The following is a 21950-nucleotide window of genomic DNA, read 5'->3' on the forward strand; positions in this document are numbered from 1 at the left end:
AAATGAAGACGTACAAGGTGGGACTGCTGGTTGACGGGTATGAGCAACCCGGCTGGATGCACGAGATGGTTGAGTGGTTACTCCATAGCCAGGATTTCGACCTGACGGCACTGCTGGTGATGAACGGCGAGGCTGCCGATACCGCGCCCAGGCTGAGCGTGAAGGCACTGTTTGGCTCGCTGTCGCGTCTGGAAGGCAAGCTGCTGCCGCAGAAGCAGCGGGACATGCTGGCCTGCCGCGACATGCGCGATGGCCTGCAGGAGGCGGGCGCGTCGGTGATCCCGCTGGCGCCGGGCGACGAGGATCCGCACGCGCGCGCCGAGGTCCAGGCGCTGGGGCTGGACCTGGTCATCACGCTGGGTGCGTCGCCGGCCACACGGGCGCAGCTCGCCAGTTGGTCGCGGCTGGGCGTCTGGCAGTTGAGCTATTCCGATATTGCGGTGGCGACAAGCCGATATGCGGGTTTCTGGGAGGTCTTTCAGCGCGAGGATCACACCACCGTGAAACTCTGGCGCGTGGGCGCCAGGCAGGAAGACGACGAGCTTCTGGACCAGCGCAGCTTCAATACGGAAGTGTTCTGGCTGAAGAATCAGGCGCGCGCATTCAGTTTGGGAAACTTCATGGTCTACGACGCCTTGCAGGCGCTGGCCCATGACCGCCCGGGCGTCGCCCCGCCCGCCATGCAGATCATGAGCGGCCCGCGCCGGGCCGATCCGGCTGAGTGGGATAGCGCTGCATATATTGCGCGCCAGGCTTGGTTAATGTCCGATCTCGTTGTGCGCCGCATCATGAAACGCAATGTCCGCTGGCGGATCGGTATGTTTCCGTCTGCGCGCCAGCAGGCCGTGGTCTCCGAAGCCATGGTATTGCAGCCGCCAAAGGGCCGGTTTTTCGCCGACCCTTTCGTTTATACGCACGATAAAAAACCATATATATTCTTCGAAGACTACGATTTTACGTCCCGCAAGGGCACGATCTCGGTTGCGACCTACTCCGACGGGGCTTTCCGGCTGCTGGGCACTGCGCTGAACCTGCCCTATCACCTCTCGTTTCCGTATATTTTTGAACACGAAGGCGTGACGTACATGGTTCCGGAAACGTGCGGAAATCGCAGTATTGAACTGTGGAAATGCACTGAATTTCCGCTGAAATGGGAGCTTGATGTTAATCTGATGACCAATATTTCGGCCGTGGATACCATTATTTTTAAACACGGAGAATACTGGTGGCTATTAACAAATATCGACCGGACGGACGGGCAGAGCCATTGCGACGAGCTGTTCGCGTTCTTCTCCGATTCGCCACGTTCCACGACCTGGACGCCGCACGCCTGCAACCCGATCGTGCGCAACCCGATGCGCGCCCGCAACGCCGGAATCGTTGTCTCGCCTGGGGGAGACGTGATCCGGTGCGCGCAGTACCAGGGCTTCTGTCACTACGGCAAGGGTGTCTCGCTCAACCAGATCGAGGAATTGACGCCTTCCACCTATGTCGAAACCGACGGCGAAATCCACTACGCAAACTTCCTGAGAAAACGCCATGCTTCAATGCACCATTGGCATCATCAGGGGGGGCACACGGTATTTGACTTCGCCTATATGGAGTAAATCCGCCTGCGGGCGTGTAAATAAAAAATGTTACCGTTATTTCGAATACAGGGACTGTTCACGGGCTTGATGTGTCTACGGATACAAGTTGACAGGTTTCCCTCTTCCACCGGCTACTCGACGCCGCGTCCGGCTGATGTCCCGACGCGGCTTTTTTTCGTCTGTAACAAGGGCCAGAGCGCCTGTGAGGGCCGCCCTGACGGGCCGTTTCATAGAGGGAGACACGTCCCCGAAGCCCGTCGCCGCTGGTGAAAACCCTAGCGGCGAAAAGGACGAGATGAAATTCTCATCCATATTTAGGAACGTGATTAAGGCTAACGATTGATTTCTGATTTTGTCGGATTATATCGCCCTGAAACGTCTTGATTTTGACAAATCCGAACCATAAGATGGGTTCCATGCCATCCGTTATGTTGGCTACCAAAGTCGCCCAGCCCAAACGTCCCGGTTCAGCTTCATTAGATATTCCGGGATATGCGGACCACCCCCGCAGGGCTGGATAAAAAATAGTCTTCAGCACAGCGAAGATCCCTTCTAGGCCCGTCGAAAAACCGGGAGGACACCATGGCCAAGATGGTCCTGATTGAAGCTCATCCGCTACTGCGGTTGGGTTTGTGGCAGATTCTTAGCAAGTTGGATGATGTGTGGGAGATCGAGGGGATGGGCCTTGCGGACGTGTCCAAGGCCGACGGCGTGCACGCGGGCGCCGATCTTCTGATCTATGGTTTGCCAGTGGATACCGATGAAGCATGGAGCGCGTTGCACGAGATTCAGCGCGTTCTGACGCCCAAGCGGATTCTGCTTTTGACGGACGTCATGCCCTTGCCCATGCCGGTGCAAGGCCTGCCTGGCGCCAGCGTGTACGGTTGCCTGATGAAAACGGCCTCGGTCGAGATCCTCGAGGCCGCCATCCGCCTGGTGATGGCGGGCGGGCAATGCTTCCCCAGCGAACAGGCGCTGCAGGCTCCGGCCTCCACCGTATGCGCCTTGCCGTCGCGGGACGCGGAAGAAGCCGGCTCGAAGGGCACCATGCCCGTGAGCGCGGGGGCACAGCTCCTGCAGATCACGCCGCGCCAGTACGAAGTGCTGGTGCTGCTTGCACGGGGTTATCCCATCAAGACCGTCAGCCGGATGTTGAACATCTCGGTGGCGACGGCCAAGACGCACGCGTGCACGCTGTATCAACGCCTGCATGTCAAGAACAAGGGCGAAGCCGTTTACGCGGCGCTGCAACGCGGTGCGACCTTGGAATGGCATGAACCGAACGGGCGCGAAGTGGATGCCGGGCAGATCTATGGGCGCAAGCTCGGTTGAGTCAGGTTTGCGCTGCCTGCCCGGCAGCAGGAACGCCCAGTTCCAACGCTGCCGGGGTTGCGCATAGCCAATACGGCTAAGGCATAGAAAGCAGGTGTTCGGGTTGCTGTCACCTCGCTTTCCGCCACCAATCATCCTCCTGAACGAGATTCAGCGAACGTAGCCGCTGATAGCATGAGTTGTGTCCGCAAGCATGGATTGATAGGGCGAATCACTTAGTCTCGCCACTGCAATCCCAAGGCTGCGGACAGGATTCCCTTGAACCTGGCGACGCGCGTGAACCCGCGCCTTGCGCGGCGTCGCGCCAGCGTCATGGGAGCCGTAATGGGCCATGCGTCACAAGGTTCTTCCCGGGATGACAACCGTACTGATCGAAGACTACGCTCTGCTTCGTGTCGCAATTCAGCATGTGCTGGAACGTGTGCGCAACGCCGACGATATCCTGGCCATCTCGCCAGCTCACCTTCTCAATATGTCCAGCTCGATCAACAAGCCAGTGGAGTTGCTGGTGGTCGGTTGCAGCGGCACTGCGGAGCAGGACATCGGGCTTCTTTCCCAGGCGATGGCGTTCTTCATGCCCAGGCTGGTGCTGGTGCTGTATTCTGCGATGGACCAGAGCGTCATGGCCGCGTGTGCGCGCGCCGGCGTCGCGGGCTATCTGCCCAAGGCGTCCAGCCCCGACGCGCTGGCCGCGGCCGTCAGCCTGGTGATCGCAGGCGGCGAATGCTATCCCCAACCCGCAGGCAGGCCGCCCAGCACGACACACGCGTCCGTGCAGGAGCTGCGTGAGCTTACGCAGCGGCAGGAGGAAATCCTGCAGCTCCTTGTGCAGGGTAAGACGATGCGCGAGATCGGCCAGCAAGTCGGCATCTCGGTCGCCACCGTCAAGAGCCACGCGCGCACGCTGTACTGGAAGCTCAATGCGCGCAACCAGGCCGAGGCCGCGTACATCGCGGTGCAGATGGGGTTGGTGCGAAGCTCGAATGGGCAGCCCGCGCCCGGGAAGGGCGAAGCGGGTTGATGCGATGACGCGAGTCAGGGCCTGTGCGGGTGGCGATGCTGCCTGCACGGGCTCTGCTTTTTTGGGCGCGTGAAAGTTATCGCAATAAAAGTCGTTCGTTGAGCGTTGCGTCATCGGATGCTGTGCCACTGAGCATTGCAGCGGCGCGTGGCGGGTCCCGGCCACGCCCAAGGTTGCGAACCCGATCAAGTTCTCAGCTGGTGCACTTCAAAATCATACGTGTCTGATATCCAAGCCTGTGTTGGCATGCCGTAATGGCCGGGCGCGGGCTGAGCACTCATCGGGGATGAGAAAAGGCCTGTTGTTCCCGGGAGCACGCCATTCCTATCCAGTCCGATCTTCGGTTCACATTTGCCGTCTACGACAAGTCCTTCGTCGTGGTCGATTTCACATTGCAGAGAAGTCTGTTCAGGAACTTCGTGATGCATGTGGCCCTGGCTATCGCCAATGCGGCCGCCGACCTCCGCAATGTTCTTGATCACGCAGCGGCGCTCACGATCCGGTGTCACACCATCTTGAGGAAGCCGACATGACGAAGCCCTACAAGAAAGCACTGGGTCCCGACCGTCCCAATGAAAAACAACTGGGCAAGGCCATCTCACCGCCAGCGTGTCAGCGATGCGCGCCCATCTATCCTTTGCGCTATGGCGTTGCAGAGCGCTCCTGGGAAGAAGGCGTGTTTCCAACGCTTAGCACCGATGGCTATCCCGAGCTGGCCGCTGGCAAGGCATACGGCCTGCGCGTGCTGCGTCCCGGCGCCTACGTCTACCTGTGCTATTTCCAGCACGGCCGTATGTGGACGCAGCACTATCAAGTCACCGATGACCTGCGCTTTGCACGCATTTGGTGGACTCGCGAAGACGATCAGGATGAGATCCCGGGGCGGCTCGCTCGCCCCGAGATCGCCAGCGCCAGACCCTATCTATCTGCCCCAGAGAGCAAGACAGCGGACGTTGTCTACCTGCTGACCAGTGAGACGATGCTCACCCATGCTCGGCTATGGAGCATTGAGAATGATGCCGATGGCATCCGCACCAGGTTGGCGACAACGGTCAGACCGTCCGGTGGCGTTGAACAGCCCCATGCGTTCAACATTGCGCTGCTTGCTCACGCAGCACCGGAACTGCGACGACCCGGCTCGAACGAAAAGCCGGGCTACACATGGAGCGAGATATCTCTCCCCGAGTCGTTCACGACCTACGACACCGTCATTCCAGGCGCTCACGTCGAGCTTGTTCCCATAAAGGATATCGTTCCGCTGGCGGTCGTACTGCACGACCCGATCGGCGTCGTGAGTGAATTGGCGCATCTCGTCGCTGTTGCCGCGGCAGATCGGCAAGTTTATGAAATCGATAACAATCACGCATACACGAGCGCGACTGTCATCAAACAGTACTTGCAGAGCGTTCAGGAGCGGGCGACCCCGCAAGCCTACGCCAAAAGGCGAGATCTGGTTCGCTTCGATCAAAACAGCAATGCGGACGTCTCGTTCGGCAATGCGGTTCCATACATGCTGGCGTACGAAGAAGCCGTCAAGCGGAAACAGTCCGCCATCGACACGCTAGTGAACGACCTGGAGAGTTGGATCAAGACTGGCGGCAGCACCATCGCCGACGATTGGCAGGATGGGTGGTTCAGCAAGATGCTGTCCTGTTTCGACCTGGGCGCAAAAGAGAATGCGCAAGACTACGAGCGGGTTGTTGCCCACTGCGTTGGTAACCTGACTCACAGCGAAAGCGGTCGATCCACCTACCGAAAGATGTTGTTGGCCCAACCAGGAAAAAGTCCCGTCTGGTTGGCGCTGGGGCACGGCATTCCAGAGTTGCACGAAAACATGACCAACCCGCCGCTACTCAAGAGCGCGCTGGACGTCGGGGGTGCTGCCTTTGTGCCAATCTTCGAGTTCAATGTCTCTTATCCGGCGACTGAGTCCTCAGGTGTACTCATAAACCAAATGCTGTCTCAACTAGGCGATATGAGTTTGTCCGATGCTACGGCCGACAGGATAGTTCGACGTTTACGCCTATTTGCTGAAGTCCGTGTTGGCAGCACGATCGTCACGTACCGCGTGTCCAGCGCTGAGGCGCGCTTTCAATACGCCCAGTTTCATGGTGAGCAACACATGAACACCGAACGACTCAGGAAGTGGGGCATTACGGTCAAGCGGCCATTGCGCAACCAGGCGGCAACGGTGCTCCTTTACGAAGAGGTGCGCTTCGGTGATCAGGTGAAGCGCATTTCTTCCGTTCAACCGACAGTGAACAATCGGCAGCCGTTTCAACTTGAAGGCAACGTGTTCAAGCGTATGTTGGAGCGGGGGCGCCAAAGTCCGGCCTACGGCGCCGCGCAGACTGCGATTGTGCGTGGGGAATATGCATTTACAGGACTTGCGGCGGTTTCTGCCATCATGGCGCTTCGATCATCGATCAAAGACTTCGCGAACGGTAAGATTGATCTGTCGATTGCCGGCGCCGCCAACGGCGTTAACGCCTTTGCGGCAGTGACAGCCGTGATTAGTTCCGGCTTGTTAGTGAAGGGCGATCAAATCCAATTGCGTGCATTGGCAAATGGAAAGTCGCTTGCGTTGGCGCGAGAGGCTGCATTGGCATCTCGGACCCTAGCCACATGGGTCGGCTCAATAACGGCCGCTATTTCGGCCATCGCGGATGGACTGCGCGCTGCACACGCCTTCACCACTCAACAAAACGCCGAAGCGGGCCGACTGTATCTGGCGTCCGCTGGTTGTGGGGTTTTGGCGGCTGCTGGATTGGTTCTAAGCGCTTTAGGCACCGTTCTAGGCGTCGTTGGACCAGTCGGCTGGTTTGTGGTGGCGTTCATTGCCACAGCGGGAGCAGCTTATTTCAGTTTCCAGGCCGCTCTCGCCAAATTCCAGCCCGACGAAGTCTGGTTGGCACATAGTCATTGGAGCCTGGGTAATCGGGCATATCGTTATAACTCGCTGGACCAGGAACTCAATGCATTCCACGGTGCCGTGTACGGTGTCCGCGCTGTAGCGAATTGGGAGACTCCCTCAATGTCGGCAGGCGATATCGTAATTCGCAGCATCCCTGTTTATGGCCTTTGGCTAGACAGCGCTGATCTAAAACGTGCTATCGCCAAGGAAGGAGTGGGAACGCTTTCGCTCACAGTGGTCTTGCCCGGCTATCCCACTTTGGGCGAAGGCGAGACCGTCATTAGTCATGCCGATATTTTCCAATACACGCTCAAGGCCAAGAGGAACGGCAAAAGCCTGAATATGGCCCGCGGGCCCATCGCTACACCTCCGGATTACCGCTTTCCCTATGACACAGAATGCATAGTTATTGGCAAGGATTTCATCCGCGATGGCACCCGCCAGTTGAGCTGGCAAATCACTATGCGTGAAGATACGGAGATATTGCTGGACTACTGTTACCGACCGGATGTGGTGGACCAACCCAGCCTCGCGTTGTTTCCACAAAACGAACCGCTTGTCTTCACGCGCGGTACTTGGCTAAAAGATCCCATTGACGATGCGTTGATCGCTCCGGTTCAGGAACCCACGTGATGCGGGCTACCAAGCAACCCCGCCGCCCGCGCCCGTCATTTAGAGAAATCCAGAAAAAATGGAGGCTATTTCGCTTTGCATCGACGCTACTGCCTCTGCAGCCCGACGCGCAGGAATCCTCCGCCATAGAGGCAACCAAGTTCAACGAGCATTGCATCGAAGTCGTATCCGATATGCCAACCGAAGGTGAGGGGCTCATTCTTCGAATGTTCACTTTCTTTGGGCTGGTTGTTTTTTTTATTGCAGTGGTCGTAGGCGTTGACGACTGGTTCGGATTGATTTGGCTGTTCGTTCTAGGCTTTCCAGTCATAGGGCTTATGTTGTTCTTCCTTCCTCGCGTATTGGGACCGCGCCATCGATACCGTTGTTCGAAAGTTCGTTTCGATCGCCGTAGTCGTCGGGTCTACTACGTTCCATATCCCGAAGAAAGCTCGGAGGAAATATGGGAACTTGATTGGGATGGGCTTCAGGGCATCAGGTGGATGACGGGTCATGCGCAACCGTATCTTTACATCGTGGGCTATACCTGCAACCTGCCTGAGCCGCAATTAGTCAAGATACCCATAATGTCCAACGAGAGAATTTTCGCAGACCATATCTGGGCTTGGCTTCATCGGTTTATGGCCCAGATCGAAGACTTGCCCCCACCCAAAATCATCACATTCCCCCAAAGTCCGCGTGATGTGCTGATGCGCTACGGTGGCCGTTGGATCGTCAGGTCTCTCACCACAAAGAAGGCGCGGCTATGGTTGCCGCTGACAATCTGGGTGGATTTGGCGATTCTGCTTGTGTTCATGCCGTCCATGGCCTTGCCGCAATTGATCGTTCTCCTATACCCGGAGATTCAATTTCCGGAAGGGAACAATCGACATTGTGGCTTTTCTTCAGGCTAAACAAGAACGGCGGGGCAAGGCGACGCTGTGCATGATGTCCCGAGCCCGCCAATGCGTGCGCCAAGTCCGACAGACACCGCCTCTCAAACATCCCCCTCACTCGCCCGCGTCCCCGCCGGCGCTTCGCGGCCCTTGCTCTTCGCAATCGCCATAAACTCCCGCTCCGCCGCACCTAGCACCGCGTCCACATGCAGATGCGCCATCGCATACTGCCGTGCCGCCGCGCCCAAAGTTTCGCGGATTTGTGCGTTATAGCTGAGCTTGCGCACCGCTTCGGCCATCGCCACGGCATCCTCGGGCGGTGTCAGCAGCCCGCACCGCGAAACCACACTGGCCAGCTCCGTACCGCGCGCCGCGCCGCAGACCACCGGGCGGCCGCTGGCCAGCATGCCGGTCAGTTTTGAAGGCATCACCAGGTCGGCGGCGCCGGCGCGTTGGGGCAGGAGGTGGATATCCGCAGTGCCCAGCAGCGCACCCAGGCGTTCCGCTGGCTGCAGGTCCAGAAAGATGACGCGCGTCAGGCCTTGGCACTTCTCTTCCAGCGCCGCGCGTTCTGGCCCTTGCCCGCAGAACAGGAACCACAGGCGGTCCTCGCGGTTGAGACGCCGCGCCACGTCCGCCAGAATCTGCAGACCCTGCTTGCCGCCCATGTTCCCCGAATACAACGCAACGATGGCGTTATCCGGAATGCCGAGCTGCGCACGGTAATCGCCGCCTTCGGCCAGCGGCGTGATGGCGTTGACATCGATCCAGTTGGGCAGCAGCACCGCACGGGCGGGATCGATGCCTTTGGATAGCGCCAGATCCAGCATCCGGTTTGAAATCGTCGACACGCGGTCAAACCGGCGCATCAACCAGCGCTCGGCGCGCTTGACCATCGATCGCAAGGCGCCGCCCTTCAGCAGCCCCAGTTCAAACGCCGCGTCGACCTCGAAGTCCTGGATGTGCAGCCAGGCGCGCGCGCCGGTCAGGCGCGCGGTCAGCCACGCGGCCGGGGCGCAGAAGAGGGCGGGTTCGACGACCAGGATGATGTCCGGGCGGCGCATTGCGGCGCGCAGGAGGGACGGCAGGCTGGACAGCGCGAAGCTTGCCAGGTGCACCAGGCGCTTGGCGCCGCCAGGTCTTTCGGGCACCCACAAGGGCGCGCGTCGCACGGTCACGCCGCGGCGCGTTTCCTTGGCATAGCGCGAGCCGCGGTAGCCCTCGTGCACCTTCCATTGCGGGTAGTAGGGCGGGGCGGTGACCACGCTGACTTCGTGCCCGCGCGCGGCCAGCCATTCGGCCAGTTCGGCGGTGTACTTGCCGGTGCCGGTCAGTTCGGGCGCGTAGTTGATGCCATAGATGAGTATTTTCATGTTGGCGTGGCGGTGCGGGGCCGGATGGGTCGGCACGGGTTGCCGTGGCAGACCATTGCGGCAGGCATGTTGCGGAACACCGAGCTGCGTGCGCCGATGACCGCCTCGCGCGCGATCGTCACGCCCGGTCCGACGAACACGTCGGTCGCCACCCACGCGCCGTCTTCGACGCGCACGGCGCGTTCACGCAGCGGGAAGTCGGGCCGGCCGGCGTCGTGGTCCGCCGCGCACAGATAGCTGCGCTGGGACACCACGGCGTGCGCGCCGATGTGAATCGGACCCAGGCTGTAGATCACCGCGTCGTCGCCGATCCAGGCGTAGTCGCCGATCTCGACCTTCCAGGGGTAGGTGACCGTGGCCGTGGGCCGGATCAGCACCTTGTGGCCCACGCGCGCCCCGAAGCAGCGCAGCAGCCAGCGGCGAAAGCCGTAGGCCACCTGCGGCGACCAGCGAAAGAGCGTGCCTTGCACCATCCACCACAACTGCACGGTCAGCGCCGAACGCCCGCGCTGACCCGGCGCCAGCGCGAACTGGTCCAGGCGTTGCAAGGTGCTCATTTGGCCGCTCCCGCAACGGCATCGCGCTGCGAGGCGGCCTCGCTGGCCCGGCGCGCCTTCAGGATTTCTTCGGTCTTGATGCGGATCTGCCAGTAGTACATGGCGCGCGCGACGGCGTAGTCATAGCCCGCCTTGCCGTCCAGGAAGCCCAGCTTGAAGACGTAGGAATGCAGAAACGAGATGGGCGCCTTGAACGGCATGGCCTGGAAGATTTTCTTGAGCAGCGCGCGTCCGCCCACATTGGCTTCGCGCGGGTCGTTCATCAGGCCCTTGGTGCGCAGGTTCGCTTCCCAGTCCGAATAGCGGTTGTGCTTGTCGAAGTAGTGATAGAGCGAATCGTGGTCGTTGTGCACCATGCGCTGGCGCAGCGCGAACGTTTCGCCCTGGACCTGCGGCTGGTAGTGGCCCTCGACCTCCCACATGTTGGCGACGTCCAGGTCGTCGTAGTCCAGGAAGCGCGAGCGGTCGCGCGCCAGCAGCGCCAGCTTGTAGACGCGGTGGCCGTGTTCGAGCTTCTTGCCGCAGAACACGTAGTCGAACGGCACAAAGGCGCCGCCCGCGCCGGCCGCGAAGCGCGGCAGCACCTCGCGGATCTCGGCGGCGAGGCTTGGCGTCATCTCTTCGTCGGCGTCGACATACAGGACGACGGGGTGCGAAAAAGGAAGCTGCTCCAGGCACCACTGCTTTTTCTTCGGATACTTGCCGTCCCAATTGAAGTTCGACACGTGCGCGCCCATCGCCGTGGCGATCGAGCAGGTCGCGTCCGTGCTGTTGGAGTCGACGACAAAGACCTCGTCGAACTCCACCAGCCCCTTCAGGCACTTCGCGATGTTGCGTTCCTCGTTCTTCGTCATCACCACGACGGATACCGGTATCTTCTGCATGATGCTGTCCTGTTCAGGGCGTTCCGCGCTGCATGAGCGGGCGGAAGAGATCGATGACGTTGCGGCAGTGCCGCTCAAGGGAAAAGGCGTCCGCGCGCTCGGGGCCCTGGGCCGCCAGCTTCTCGCGCATCTCGCCGTCGTAGGCCAGGCGCCGGACCGCCTCGGCCAGTGCCTCGGCGTCGCCGACCGGCACCAGCAGCCCGTAGCGGCCGGCGTCCAGGATCTCGGCCGGACCATGCGGGCAGTCCGTGGAGATCACGGGCACGCCCAGGCACAGGGCCTCCACCAGCACGTTGCCGAAGCTCTCGCGCACGGAGGTGAGCGCAAAGGCGCCGGCGCCGGCGATGACCGGAAAGGGGTTGTCGATATGGCCCGCCAACGTGACCTGCGTGCGCGATGGCCTGTCGTCGATGCGCTTTTGCAGGGCGGCGTGCTCGGAGCCTTCGCCCAGGATCGTGAATGCGATACGCGGGTCGTCCAGCAGCGCGGCTGCGTCGATCAAGGTGGCATAGTCCTTCACCGCCTCGAGCCGGCCCACGGCCACCACGTGATAGGGCGACTCGCCACCGTCGTTCAGCTTGGGTTGCGCGCCTTGCCGGCGCACGTTGTCCAGCGGCACGCCGTTGTAGATGGTGTGGACCTTGCCGCGCAGCGGCGGGAACATGCTGACCAGGTCTTCCTTCACGCCGCGCGACACGCCCACCACGGCGTCATGGCGCCGGTAAGTCTGGCTGACCAGCCAGCACTTCAGACGGCGCATTTTCGATGCGCCGTAGTGGATGGCCGGGCTGCTGTGCTCGAAGGCCACGGTACGGAAGTTGCCGCGCAGGATCTTTCTGGCCAGCACGACCAGCATGTTGCACAACAGACCGTGCGAGCAGACGATGGCGGGCTTTTCGCGGCGGATGTGCTGCAGCAGCTTGAAGAACGCCACGGGCAGCGCCAGCCGCAGCTTGGTTGGGGACTCGATGATCGGAAATGCGCGGGTGACCTTGGGATTGGCGATGGGATACTCGCGATTGCGCGAACGCAGCAGGAACAGGGCGGAGTCCACCCCCTGTTCCGGCAACGCATCCACAATGAAGGCGACGCATCTTCCGACGCCGCCATGCAAGTCCGGTGCGACAAACAAGACATCAGACATGGGGTATTACTCGCGTGGGTGGCGCCCGGCGCACGATATCCGGGCGAGGGCTGGGAGCGGGAGATTCTTGGCGAGGCACGGGCATGATCTGTGCATTGCGCATCAGCGACAGGCAATAGCACAGCAGGAAGCCGGTAAACGCGGTCTTGGGCGCATAGGCCAGACCGCCGGACATCGAGTCGATGAAGATGTAGATGGGCGCGGTGGCGAGCAGATATCGCCGGTGCATCTCCAGCCCGGGATGGGCGTAGCGCCGAAAGAGCGAGAACAGCAGGATCAATAATGGCGGCAACATGATCATGATCGTGCCGACCACGCCGAACTTCATCAGATAGAAGGCCCATGAGTTGTGCGCGAACGTGCTCAGCTCGAAGCCGTTCTCGCCCATCACCCAGCTGCGAAAGCCCGCGCCCTTGCCGAACACGGGGCTTTCCGCGAAGAACTGCATCTGGCCTTCCATCTCCTGGACGCGCGCGCCGTAGCTGGAGTCTTCGTCCAGGCGCTCGACGCTGAAGATCCGATCGGTCAGCACGTCCAGATAGCCGATGGCGCCGAAGATCAGCACCCCGGCCACGGCCGCGGGCGCGAAGATCATCACGGCGCGGCGCCGGATGTCGGCGCTGCCGGCCAGCAGCACGGCGATGATGACGGAGATCGCCAGCTGCAGGTACTGGCTGCGGTTCAGCGAGAACACCAGCGCCATCACCATGTAGAGCGTCAACATGTAGGCCTTGGGGCCCGATACGTTCAGCGTGCGGCGGAAGTACAGCAGTGACACCACGCCCATCGGGATCGCCCACACGCCCAGCCGCACGTTGCGCAGGGGATTGGCGACGCTGAAGCCGGCCGCCTGTTCCACCAGCATCAACGTGGCAACCGCCAGGCTCGCCGCAACGATGTACTTCTGCAGGATCGCATAGGCGTGCGGACTGTCGATATCCTTGTAGCAAAGGAACGGCGTGCAGAGGAAGTAGAAGACGATGCGCAGGTCGCGCGCGACGTCGCCGGTCTCGATGCCGGGGTGATGGCTCGACACCACCAGCAGATAGATCACCGAGATCGCCTGGATGCCCAGCAGCACCCCCAGCGCGCCGCGCGGGAACGCGTACGCGCCCGGGTCGGCCAGCCGGAGCGCCTTGACGCCCAGCATGGCCACGAACAGCAGGTCGAAGGGCGAGAGCTTGAAGCTCCCCACCCCGATGACGAACCTGTCGTCGTTCAGCGCCAGCGCGGTGAAGACGAACAGGCCCAGGAGGTGCAGGGTGGAAAGCCGGCGCGTAGTCATTGCAGTTCCGTATCAGTGTCGGTCCGGCCTAGTGCGCGGCCCAATCATCGCGTCCGAAGATCTTGGTGGTCAGCTTCTCCAGCAGATACGTCAGATCGCCCTGGCGTGCGTGCGCGGCGACTTTCGAGGCGCGGCAGGACAGTTCGAACAGCTTGCCCAGACCCGGTTCGGTACGCCGGATGCGGCTGACGATCTGTTCGCGCTCTTCCAGCAGCACGTCCTGCATCAGTGCCGTCTTGGTCTCGTCGTGGGCGGTGTAGACGCCCAGCGCGTCCGGCACGATCAGGTTCTTGCCTTCGCGCAGCAGCCGGCTCCACAGCTCCAGGTCCATGCAGTAACGCATGCTTTCCTGCAGCAGGCCGTACTTGCGCAGCAGGTCGCGGCGGAAGATGGCCGACTGGTTCGGGATCGACGCCTTCACCACCGTCAGCGTGCCGCGGTTGACGGGCGTGTAGTGGATCTTGCGGAAGATGTGGTTGTTGGCATCCGCCACGAACAGGTTGCCGCTGACGATCGGCGCGCGGCCCTTGGCGGCGGCCGTGCCCAGCTTGCGCAGCGCGCCCGGGAAATACAGGTCATCCGAGTTCTGCCAACCGACGTAATCGCCCGTGGCGCGTTCGAAGCCCTTGTTGATCGCGTGCGACTGGCCGCGGTCCGGTGTGCTTTCCCAGTAGGACAGGTAGCGCTCGTATTTCTTGATGATGTCCACGCTGCCGTCCGTGGAGCCGCCGTCGATGATGATGTATTCCAGCCGCGGATACCCCTGGTTCAGCACGGACAGGATGGTGCGCTCCAGGAACTTGGCCTGGTTGAACGAGGGCGTCACGATCGTCACCTTGGGCAGCAGGCCGCTGGCGATGGGCGCTGGCGGACGGAGCTCGCGGACGAAGTCGATGAGCTGGCGTGAATACTCGTTGTGGCGCTTGCGCATGTAAGACCTCAGCATGTTGGTTATCGGGTGGCCGCAGGCATGGCGCCCGGAAACTCGGGGCGGGATTGACGGATGGCGAGGGCCACGCCGGCCAGCGTGATCGCCGCGTAGGCCATGCGGCCCCAGGCTGCGGCGTGTTCCCCCGCCACGTGAACCAGTCCCGCCATGACGCACAGCATTGCCAGGCCGCCCAATCCGTTCAGGATCGCGACGGCGCGGGAATTGCCGAGCCCCAACAGGGAGAAATGCGCCGCAGCGTTCAGGGACAAGAGGCCCGACGCCACGATCAGCAATTGGAATGTGCCCAGATGGCCGCCGGCGACGTTGTCGCCCAGCAGCACGTTCAAGAGCGGCCGGCTGACCGCCAGCACTGCCAGCGTGGCCCCGGCCGACAGCGCCAGATTCCACAGCATCATGCGGCGGATCTCGCGTTCGGCCGCGCCCGGGTAGGGCGGCGAGACCGACAGGCGGGTCACGCGCGGCATGGCCTTCTGGAAGATGGCGACGGACGCGGTGTGGATGATCTGGCCCACTTGCACGCCCACGGTGTAGATCGCCAGCGCCGCCGGCCCCATCAGGCTGCCGACCAGCACGCGGTCGACCGAGCCGAAAGCCAGCGCGCTCAGGCTGTTCAGCCACGACCAGCGCGAGAACCGGAAGGCGGCCATCATGGCGCCGCGATCGCGCACGGGCCGCACGATGTAGCGGTCGTAGGCGCGCGAGAACACGCGCATCTTGACGCTGCCCGCGATCAGGAGGCCCAGCGCCTGCGCCAGTCCCGTCCACGTGGGCGAGGCGGTGTACCAGGCGGCCGCGCACGCGAGCGCCATCGTGCCCGTGCGGCTGAAGACCTCGCACAGCGCGGTGGCGCGAAAGTCCTCGCGCCCCTTCAGGCAGCCGGAAAAGAGCTGGTCATACTGCTGCGTGAGATAGATGGCGAGCGCCGGCATGGCCAGCATCGTCACCGCCACGCCGCCGAACGTGGCTTCTGGCCAGCCCAGTCCCACCACACCCCACAGCAGCACGGCAGCCAGGGTCACGACGGCCAGCGCACAGCCGATCAGCGACATGCTGACGCCGGCCGCCCGATAGGCGCCGCCGGGTTCGTGCGCGCTCTCGGACACCAGCTTGGTCGCAGTCACCGCCGCGCCCAGGTTGGCCGCGTTGCCGAAGCCGGCCAGCGCGATGATCATCGAATACTGGCCGAAGCCGACCGTGCCGAGCTGGCGGAACAGGATCGGCAGCGCCACCAGCGCCGCGACGGGACCGATGCCGTACTCCACCAGCCCCCAGAAGGAGGCATTGCCGGCGATGTGTTTCTTCACGAATCCAAGCATCGGTAACCCTGTCTGTCATGCTGGCGCGGCCGTCAGGCCACCGGCAGCGCCTGTTGCGTGCGCTCGCGCAGGAAATGGCCGTAGGCCAGCGTGATGCCATGCGTCAGAGAGATCTCCGGCCGCCAGCCCAGCGCCTGCACGCGCGACGAATCCATCAGCTTGCGCGGCGTGCCGTCGGGCTTGGAGGTGTCGTAGACGATCTTGCCCTCGTAGCCGATCACGCGCGCCACCAGCCGCGCCAGGTCCGCGATGGAGATGTCCTGGCCGGCGCCGATGTTGTAGATGCCCTCGGCGTCCGGATGCTCCATCAGCATGACGCTGGCCTGCGCCAGGTCGTCCACGTACAGGAACTCGCGCAGCGGCGACCCGGTGCCCCAGATCGTCACGCTTTCCGCGTTGGCCTCGCGGCCCTCGTGGAACTTGCGGATCAGGGCCGGCAGCACGTGGCTGCTGTGCAGGTCGTAGTTGTCGTGCGGGCCGTAGAGGTTGGTGGGCATGGCGCAGATGAAGCGCGCGCCGTGCTCCCGCTGATAGGCCTCGCACAGCTTCAGGCCGGCGATTTTGGCGATGGCGTACGGTTCGTTGGTGGACTCCAGCGGACCGGTCAGCAGCGCGTCCTCGCGGATGGGCTGCGGCGCCTCGCGCGGGTAGATGCATGACGAACCCAGGAACAGCAGCTTGCGCACCCCGGCCGCATACGCGGCGCGGATCACGTTGCACTGGATCATCAGGTTCTTGTACAGAAAATCCACCGGATGCGTCTGGTTGGCCAGGATGCCGCCCACCTTGGCGGCGGCTAGGTACACCACGTCGACCGGCGTGGTCGAAAAGAAGCGGTGCACCTGGTTCTGGTTTTCCAGGTCCAGTTCCGCGCGGCTGCGGGTCAGCACGTTCTCGTAGCCGCGCCGGTGCAGTTCGCGGGTGATCGCCGCGCCCACCATCCCGCGGTGGCCGGCGACGAAAACGCGTTGGTCCAGGTTCGTCATGGCGGGCTACTCCTTGTAGGCGTAGATTTCGTAGCCGTTCTGTTCGACCAGTGCATCGCGCCGCGCGTCCTTCAGGTCCGCCTCGACCATCTCCTTGACGAGCTGCGCAAACGTGGTGCGGGGCGACCAGCCGAGCTTTTCGCGGGCCTTGGTGGGATCGCCCAGCAGGGTCTCCACTTCAGTCGGACGGAAGTAGCGCGGATCGACGCGGACGATGACCTGGCCGGCCTTGACGTCATGCACCGGCGAGAACAGCACCGTGGCCGTCTCTTCCAGGCCTTCGCCTTCCCACGCCAGCAGGATGCCCAGTTCGCGCGCGGCGGTGTTGATGAACTCGCGCACGCTGTACTGCATGCCCGTCGCGATGACGTAGTCTTCGGGCGTGTCCTGCTGCAGCATCAGCCACTGCATTTCGACGTAGTCGCGGGCGTGGCCCCAATCGCGCAGGGCGGACAGGTTGCCCAGGTACAGGCATTCCTGCAGCCCCAGCACGATGCGCGCCAGGCCGCGGGTGATCTTGCGCGTCACGAACGTTTCGCCGCGCTTGGGCGATTCGTGATTGAACAGGATGCCGTTGCAGGCGTACATGCCATAGGCTTCGCGGTAGTTCACGCTGATCCAGTAGGCGTAGAGCTTGGCGGCGGCGTAGGGGCTGCGCGGGTAGAAGGGGGTGGTTTCCTTCTGCGGCGTTTCCTGCACCAGGCCGTACAGCTCGGACGTCGACGCCTGGTAGAAGCGCGACTTGTTTTCCAGCTTCAGGATGCGGATGGCTTCCAAGAGGCGCAGGGTGCCCAGGCCGTCGGCGTTGGCCGTGTATTCCGGTTCCTCGAACGAGACGCCCACGTGGCTTTGCGCGGCCAGGTTGTAGATTTCGTCGGGTTGCACCGACTGGACGATGCGGATGAGGCTGCACGAGTCCGTCATGTCGCCGTGGTGCAGGACGAAATTGCGGGGCTGGTCGTGCGGGTCCTGGTACAGATGGTCGATCCGCGCGGTGTTGAACAGCGAAGCGCGCCGCTTGATGCCGTGGACCTCATAGCCCTTGGCCAGCAGAAGCTCCGCCAGATAGGCCCCGTCTTGGCCAGTTACGCCGGTAATCAGTGCCCGTTTTGGCATGGTTGTGTCCTTAAGACTTAGTGACTGCACGAAAGGAGCCGATGGCTGCGTTACCAATGTGCAAAGAGATTACTGTTGCACCAGCCGCTGAGATATCGGCCAAAAGGTCTAAGAGTTCAGCCTCTCGGTAGGGAAAAAGGGACTGGATGGATTCGTCCACCACTCCCAATGCGGTAACCGCCAGCATGGCCACCAGCGCCGGGCGCCGGTTGACCGATACGTAGATCAGCCCGGTCAGGAAGGCGTAGGCGGCCAGATGCAGCCGCTTGTCGCCAAAGGCATCGGACATGTCCGCCGCCAGCCCGGGCAGGTTGCCCACCGTGATCAGAACGATGAAAAAGAGGGCCGCCACGGGCAGGCAGATCTTGGCCATGCCCGGGCGCCAAAAGGGAACCCGCTCCGGAGGAGGCTCTTCGCCGCCGGGCCGCCCCAAGGCGAAGACGGCCCCCTCGGGGGGCAGCAAGCGCGCGGAGCGTGCGCCGCGTGGGGGCTTATCTTCGCCGCCGGGCCGCCCCAAGGCGAAGACGGCCCCCTCGGGGGGCAGCAAGCGCGCGGAGCGTGTGCGGCGTGGGGGCTCCCTAAACACGGCCGTAGATGTCCTGGAAACGCACGATGTCGTCTTCGCCGAGATAAGCCCCCGACTGCACCTCGATGATTTCCAGCGGAATCTTCCCGGGGTTCTCCAGGCTGTGGATTTCGCCCAGCGGGATGTAGGTCGACTGGTTCTCGGTCAGCAGGTACTGCTTGTCGCCGTTGTAGATGCGCGCCGTACCCGACACCACGATCCAGTGCTCGGCGCGGTGGTGGTGCATCTGCGACGACAACCGCGCGCCCGGCTTCACGGTGATGCGCTTGACCTGGTATCGCGGCCCCTGGCCGACCGAGTCGTACGACCCCCAAGGCCGCTGGACCTCGCGGTGGTGGTTCAGTTCGCTGCGGTGCTGCGACTTGAAGACCTCGACCAGGCGCTTGACGTCCTGCGAGCGCGACTTGTGCGCCACCAGGACCGCGTCGGCCGTCTCGATGACCACGATGTCGTCCAGGCCCACCGAGGCCACCAGCCGGCTGGTCGAATGGATGAGGCAGTTGCGCGAATCCTCCACCATGACGTCGCCCGTGGTGGAGTTGCCTTCCACCGACTTCTGGGCGATGCCCCATACGGCATCCCACGCACCCACGTCGCTCCACGAGGCGGCCAGCGGGATGACCACCGCGCTGTCGGTGCGCTCCATGATGGCGTAGTCCATCGAATCGCTGGGGCATGCCTCGAACGCCGGGCCGTCCAGATGGAAGAGGCCGTTGTCGCCATGCCCCGTCGCCACGGCCGACTGCGCCTGCGCGAGGATCTTGGGCGCCAGCCGGCCCAGCTCGGCCAGGAAGACCGACGCCTGGAAGGCGAACATGCCGCTGTTCCAGTAGTAACCGCCGTCGTCGATGAAGCGCTGGGCGACCTCGGGCGACGGTTTTTCCACGAACCGGCGCACACGGCGCGCCGGGGCCATGGCGCCGGGCTCGTCCGCCTGGATGTAGCCGTAGCCGCTGAGCGGCGCGGTCGGCTTGATGCCGAACGTCACCAGTGCGCCTTGACGGGCCGCGTCGTACGCCTGGGCAAACGCCGCGCTGAGCACCTCGCCGTCTTCCAGCACGTGGTCCGACGGCATGATGAGCATGATGGGATCCTCCCCATCCTGCATGGCCCGCAGCGTGGCGGCAGCGATGGCCGGCGCGGTGTTGCGCGCATACGGCTCCAGGATGACCTCGACGTCCTTGATGCCCAGCTCATCGGCCTGCTCCGCCGCGATGTAGCGATGCGCCTCATTGCAGACCAGGATGGGCCGCGCTTGCGCGCCCGCCGACTCCAGCCGTCGCAGGGTGTTCTGCAGAAGGCTGCGGTCATCGGTCAAACGGATGAACTGCTTCGGCAACAGTTCGCGCGACAGCGGCCACAGGCGCGAGCCTGAACCACCGCAAAGAATCACTGCCCGGTACGGAGGACGGGGGTTGGTCATGGCTCTCACTCCTTGAAGTAGGCCTGGGTGTACGGATGCACGCCGGGATCGGCGGCGATCACTTCCCGCGGCAGCCAGCGATAGCCGCTGTGCTGGGACAGGGGAAGGCTTGCGGTATCCAGAGAAAGCTCGGCCTCATACGCGAGGACGACGTAGTGGGTGGAGCGTCCCGCCTCACCCGCGAAATTGGTGCCGTAGAAGTGCTCGTACACGCCGCGCGGCGTCCACTCGAGGTCGGGCAACGACAGGCCCAGCTCGTCGTGGACGATGCGGCGCAGCGCGTGGCGCAGCGACTCGTTCTTGCGGATCCGGCCACCCGGCACGAACCACGCGCCCTGGGCGGGCGGATTGGCCCGCAGCCCGGTCAGGTAGTTGCCGGCGCCATCGCGCAGCAGGAGATCGATCGACACCAGGGGCAGCATTTCCACGGCCTGGCGGAAGTCCGAGCGGCCAAGCATGCCGCCACGGGGCCCCGGCGCTTCACGCACGGGCCATCCCAACGGTTCAGTAGACATTGCGGCCCGTCCATCCCGATATCGCGGTGCGCGCGATGATCAGCAGGTCCATCCTGAACGTCCAATGCTGGATGTAATAGATGTCGTGTTCGACGCGGTCGCTCATCTTGCGCAGCGTGTCGGTCTGGCCGCGAAAACCGTTGACCTGCGCCCAGCCGGTGATGCCGGGCTTGACGCGGTGGCGCATCATGTAGCGCTGCACCAGGTCCTTGTACATTTCGTTGTGCTCCAGCGCGTGCGGGCGCGGGCCCACCACCGACATGTCGCCCATCAGCACGTTCAGGAATTGCGGCAGCTCGTCCAGGCTGGTGCGGCGCAGGAACCCGCCGATGCGCGTGACGCGGTTGTCGTTGCGCGTGGCCTGGGTGACCACGCCGTGTTCCTGGTGCACGGTCATGGTGCGGAACTTGTAGACGTGGAACACCTTGCCGTCCACGCCGAGGCGGGGTTGCGTGAAGAACACGGGGCCGCGCGACGTCAGCTTGATCAGCATGGCCACGGTCAGCATGACGGGCGCCAGGCCGATCAGCGCGCACAGCGCGAAGCTGCGGTCGAAGGCCTCCTTGGCCCAGCCGCGCACGCCGGCGGCGGGCAGGCTGTTCAGTTGAATCGCGGGCAGTCCCAGGAACTCGCCGATGCGATGGCCCAGCAGCTGGATGGACATCACATCGGGAATCCAGCGGATATCCACCAGGTCGTTGCGCAGGTGATAGAGCACTTCGCGCAGCTCCTGGCCGGCTTCCATCGGCAGCACGATCCAGATCTCGCGCACCTTGTTCTCACGAACGAAGTCGGTCAGGTTGTCCAGGTCGTGCAGACGGCGGACCTGCGGCGGCAGGATCTCATGCGGTTCGGCGTAGATCCCCGATATCTGATAGCCGGCCTCGCGGTACTTTTCCACGCGGCGCCACATGTCGTGGCCCAGCGCGCCAAAGCCCACGAGCAGCACCCGCTTCTTGTCCATGCCGCGATCGCGCGCCGCGCCCAGCACCGCATAGACGGCGATGCGCACGCCGGCCAGCGCCAGCGCCGTCATGCCGAACCAGGTTGCAGCCCATAAGCGGGATATCGCGCCGGTCTGGTGCATGAGAAAACTGACGAAGATGCCCAACGCAAACACGGTGGCCCACGCGGCAAGGCTGCGCACCACCAGATCGGTGAGCAGGCGTCCGCGCCAAGACACATACAGGCGGAAGGCCGGGAAGAGCGCGATCACGCCCAGGCCGCACAGATAGATCAGGAACAAATGAATCTGCGGAGGATCCGTGAAAGCATCTTCCGAGAACTTCAAGCCGGTGGCAGTCAGGCCGCAGGTGATGACGATCGCGGCGTCGAGCAAGCGATACAGATAGCTTGCCCCACTGAACCTTGCCGACGTGTCCGTTTGGGACGGGTCCATCGCGCACTCCTGTTCGGGGAAACGCCTTGCGCAACGCAAAAACTGTGCAG

Annotated in this window: 19 protein-coding genes; 5 read left to right on the plus strand and 14 right to left on the minus strand. The window is 62.9% G+C overall.

What is annotated here, in order from left to right:
- The first annotated feature begins 2 nt into the window (after nt 1-2).
- The 3 genes from MHZ91_RS07785 (at nt 3) to MHZ91_RS07795 (ending at nt 3942) form a co-directional block, all read left to right on the plus strand.
- A complete protein-coding gene (locus tag MHZ91_RS07785) occupies nt 3-1607 on the plus strand; it encodes a hypothetical protein (RefSeq protein WP_175126201.1) in 1605 nt (534 codons plus the stop codon).
- A 564-nt stretch (nt 1608-2171) separates the two neighbouring features.
- Nucleotides 2172-2921, plus strand: a complete 750-nt coding sequence (locus MHZ91_RS07790) for a response regulator transcription factor (protein ID WP_175138027.1) — start codon at nt 2172-2174, stop codon at nt 2919-2921.
- 355 nt (nt 2922-3276) lie between these two features.
- Nucleotides 3277-3942, plus strand: coding sequence for a response regulator transcription factor (locus MHZ91_RS07795; RefSeq protein WP_191575823.1), 666 nt, complete (start codon nt 3277-3279; stop codon nt 3940-3942).
- Nucleotides 3943-4127: 185 nt separating this feature from the next.
- Here the strand turns inward: MHZ91_RS07795 and MHZ91_RS07800 are convergent, their stop codons facing one another.
- Nucleotides 4128-4424: a hypothetical protein gene (locus tag MHZ91_RS07800; protein WP_239213170.1), complete on the minus strand. Its 297-nt coding sequence runs from the start codon at nt 4422-4424 to the stop codon at nt 4128-4130.
- A gap of 47 nt (nt 4425-4471) precedes the next feature.
- Here MHZ91_RS07800 and MHZ91_RS07805 point away from each other — a divergent pair, with 47 nt between their 5' ends.
- Both MHZ91_RS07805 and MHZ91_RS07810 read left to right on the plus strand, forming a co-directional pair.
- The gene (locus tag MHZ91_RS07805; RefSeq protein ID WP_239213171.1) at nt 4472-7489 is read left to right on the plus strand and encodes a toxin VasX; all 3018 of its coding nucleotides are present in this window, start codon (nt 4472-4474) and stop codon (nt 7487-7489) included.
- Nucleotides 7489-8382 carry a hypothetical protein gene (locus MHZ91_RS07810; RefSeq protein WP_239213172.1) on the plus strand — a complete coding sequence of 298 codons (894 nt, stop codon included), beginning with the start codon at nt 7489-7491 and terminating at the stop codon, nt 8380-8382. Before MHZ91_RS07805 ends, MHZ91_RS07810 begins: the two co-directional genes overlap by 1 nt.
- Nucleotides 8383-8465: 83 nt before the next feature.
- Here MHZ91_RS07810 and MHZ91_RS07815 read toward each other — a convergent pair whose 3' ends face one another.
- From MHZ91_RS07815 to MHZ91_RS07875, 13 genes are all read right to left on the minus strand, one after another.
- Nucleotides 8466-9737, minus strand: a complete 1272-nt coding sequence (locus MHZ91_RS07815; protein WP_239213173.1) for a glycosyltransferase WbuB — start codon at nt 9735-9737, stop codon at nt 8466-8468.
- Nucleotides 9734-10294: a putative colanic acid biosynthesis acetyltransferase gene (locus tag MHZ91_RS07820; RefSeq protein ID WP_056563330.1), complete on the minus strand. Its 561-nt coding sequence runs from the start codon at nt 10292-10294 to the stop codon at nt 9734-9736. Before MHZ91_RS07820 ends, MHZ91_RS07815 begins: the two co-directional genes overlap by 4 nt.
- On the minus strand, nt 10291-11178 hold the full coding sequence (locus tag MHZ91_RS07825) for a glycosyltransferase family 2 protein (RefSeq protein ID WP_175138034.1): 888 nt from the start codon (nt 11176-11178) through the stop codon (nt 10291-10293). The genes MHZ91_RS07820 and MHZ91_RS07825 overlap by 4 nt, the downstream gene beginning before the upstream one ends.
- A 13-nt stretch (nt 11179-11191) precedes the next feature.
- A complete protein-coding gene (locus MHZ91_RS07830) occupies nt 11192-12322 on the minus strand; it encodes a glycosyltransferase (RefSeq protein ID WP_239213174.1) in 1131 nt (376 codons plus the stop codon).
- Nucleotides 12315-13607, minus strand: coding sequence for an O-antigen ligase (locus MHZ91_RS07835; protein WP_175126166.1), 1293 nt, complete (start codon nt 13605-13607; stop codon nt 12315-12317). Before MHZ91_RS07835 ends, MHZ91_RS07830 begins: the two co-directional genes overlap by 8 nt.
- A gap of 28 nt (nt 13608-13635) precedes the next feature.
- Complete coding sequence (locus MHZ91_RS07840; RefSeq protein ID WP_224776689.1) at nt 13636-14553, minus strand: glycosyltransferase family 2 protein; 918 nt, start codon at nt 14551-14553, stop codon at nt 13636-13638.
- Between the two features lie 5 nt (nt 14554-14558).
- Entirely contained in the window at nt 14559-15863 is a 1305-nt protein-coding gene (locus tag MHZ91_RS07845; protein ID WP_239213175.1) for a lipopolysaccharide biosynthesis protein, read from the minus strand.
- A gap of 44 nt (nt 15864-15907) precedes the next feature.
- Nucleotides 15908-16861 (minus strand): GDP-L-fucose synthase, encoded by a 954-nt coding sequence (locus MHZ91_RS07850; RefSeq protein ID WP_105239707.1) that lies wholly within the window; start codon nt 16859-16861, stop codon nt 15908-15910.
- A gap of 6 nt (nt 16862-16867) precedes the next feature.
- A complete protein-coding gene (gene gmd / locus MHZ91_RS07855; RefSeq protein ID WP_175126163.1) occupies nt 16868-17977 on the minus strand; it encodes a GDP-mannose 4,6-dehydratase in 1110 nt (369 codons plus the stop codon).
- Between the two features lie 10 nt (nt 17978-17987).
- Complete coding sequence (locus MHZ91_RS07860; RefSeq protein ID WP_175138037.1) at nt 17988-18350, minus strand: VanZ family protein; 363 nt, start codon at nt 18348-18350, stop codon at nt 17988-17990.
- Between the two features lie 205 nt (nt 18351-18555).
- The gene (locus MHZ91_RS07865; protein ID WP_239213176.1) at nt 18556-19986 is read right to left on the minus strand and encodes a mannose-1-phosphate guanylyltransferase/mannose-6-phosphate isomerase; all 1431 of its coding nucleotides are present in this window, start codon (nt 19984-19986) and stop codon (nt 18556-18558) included.
- 5 nt (nt 19987-19991) lie between these two features.
- On the minus strand, nt 19992-20444 hold the full coding sequence (locus MHZ91_RS07870) for a GDP-mannose mannosyl hydrolase (RefSeq protein ID WP_175126173.1): 453 nt from the start codon (nt 20442-20444) through the stop codon (nt 19992-19994).
- A 46-nt stretch (nt 20445-20490) separates the two neighbouring features.
- Entirely contained in the window at nt 20491-21900 is a 1410-nt protein-coding gene (locus tag MHZ91_RS07875; protein ID WP_175126160.1) for an undecaprenyl-phosphate glucose phosphotransferase, read from the minus strand.
- Between the last annotated feature and the right edge of the window lie 50 nt (nt 21901-21950).

It is taken from the genome of Achromobacter sp. ACRQX (assembly GCF_022346505.1).
GTDB classification, from domain to species: Bacteria; Pseudomonadota; Gammaproteobacteria; order Burkholderiales; family Burkholderiaceae_B; genus Achromobacter; species Achromobacter animicus.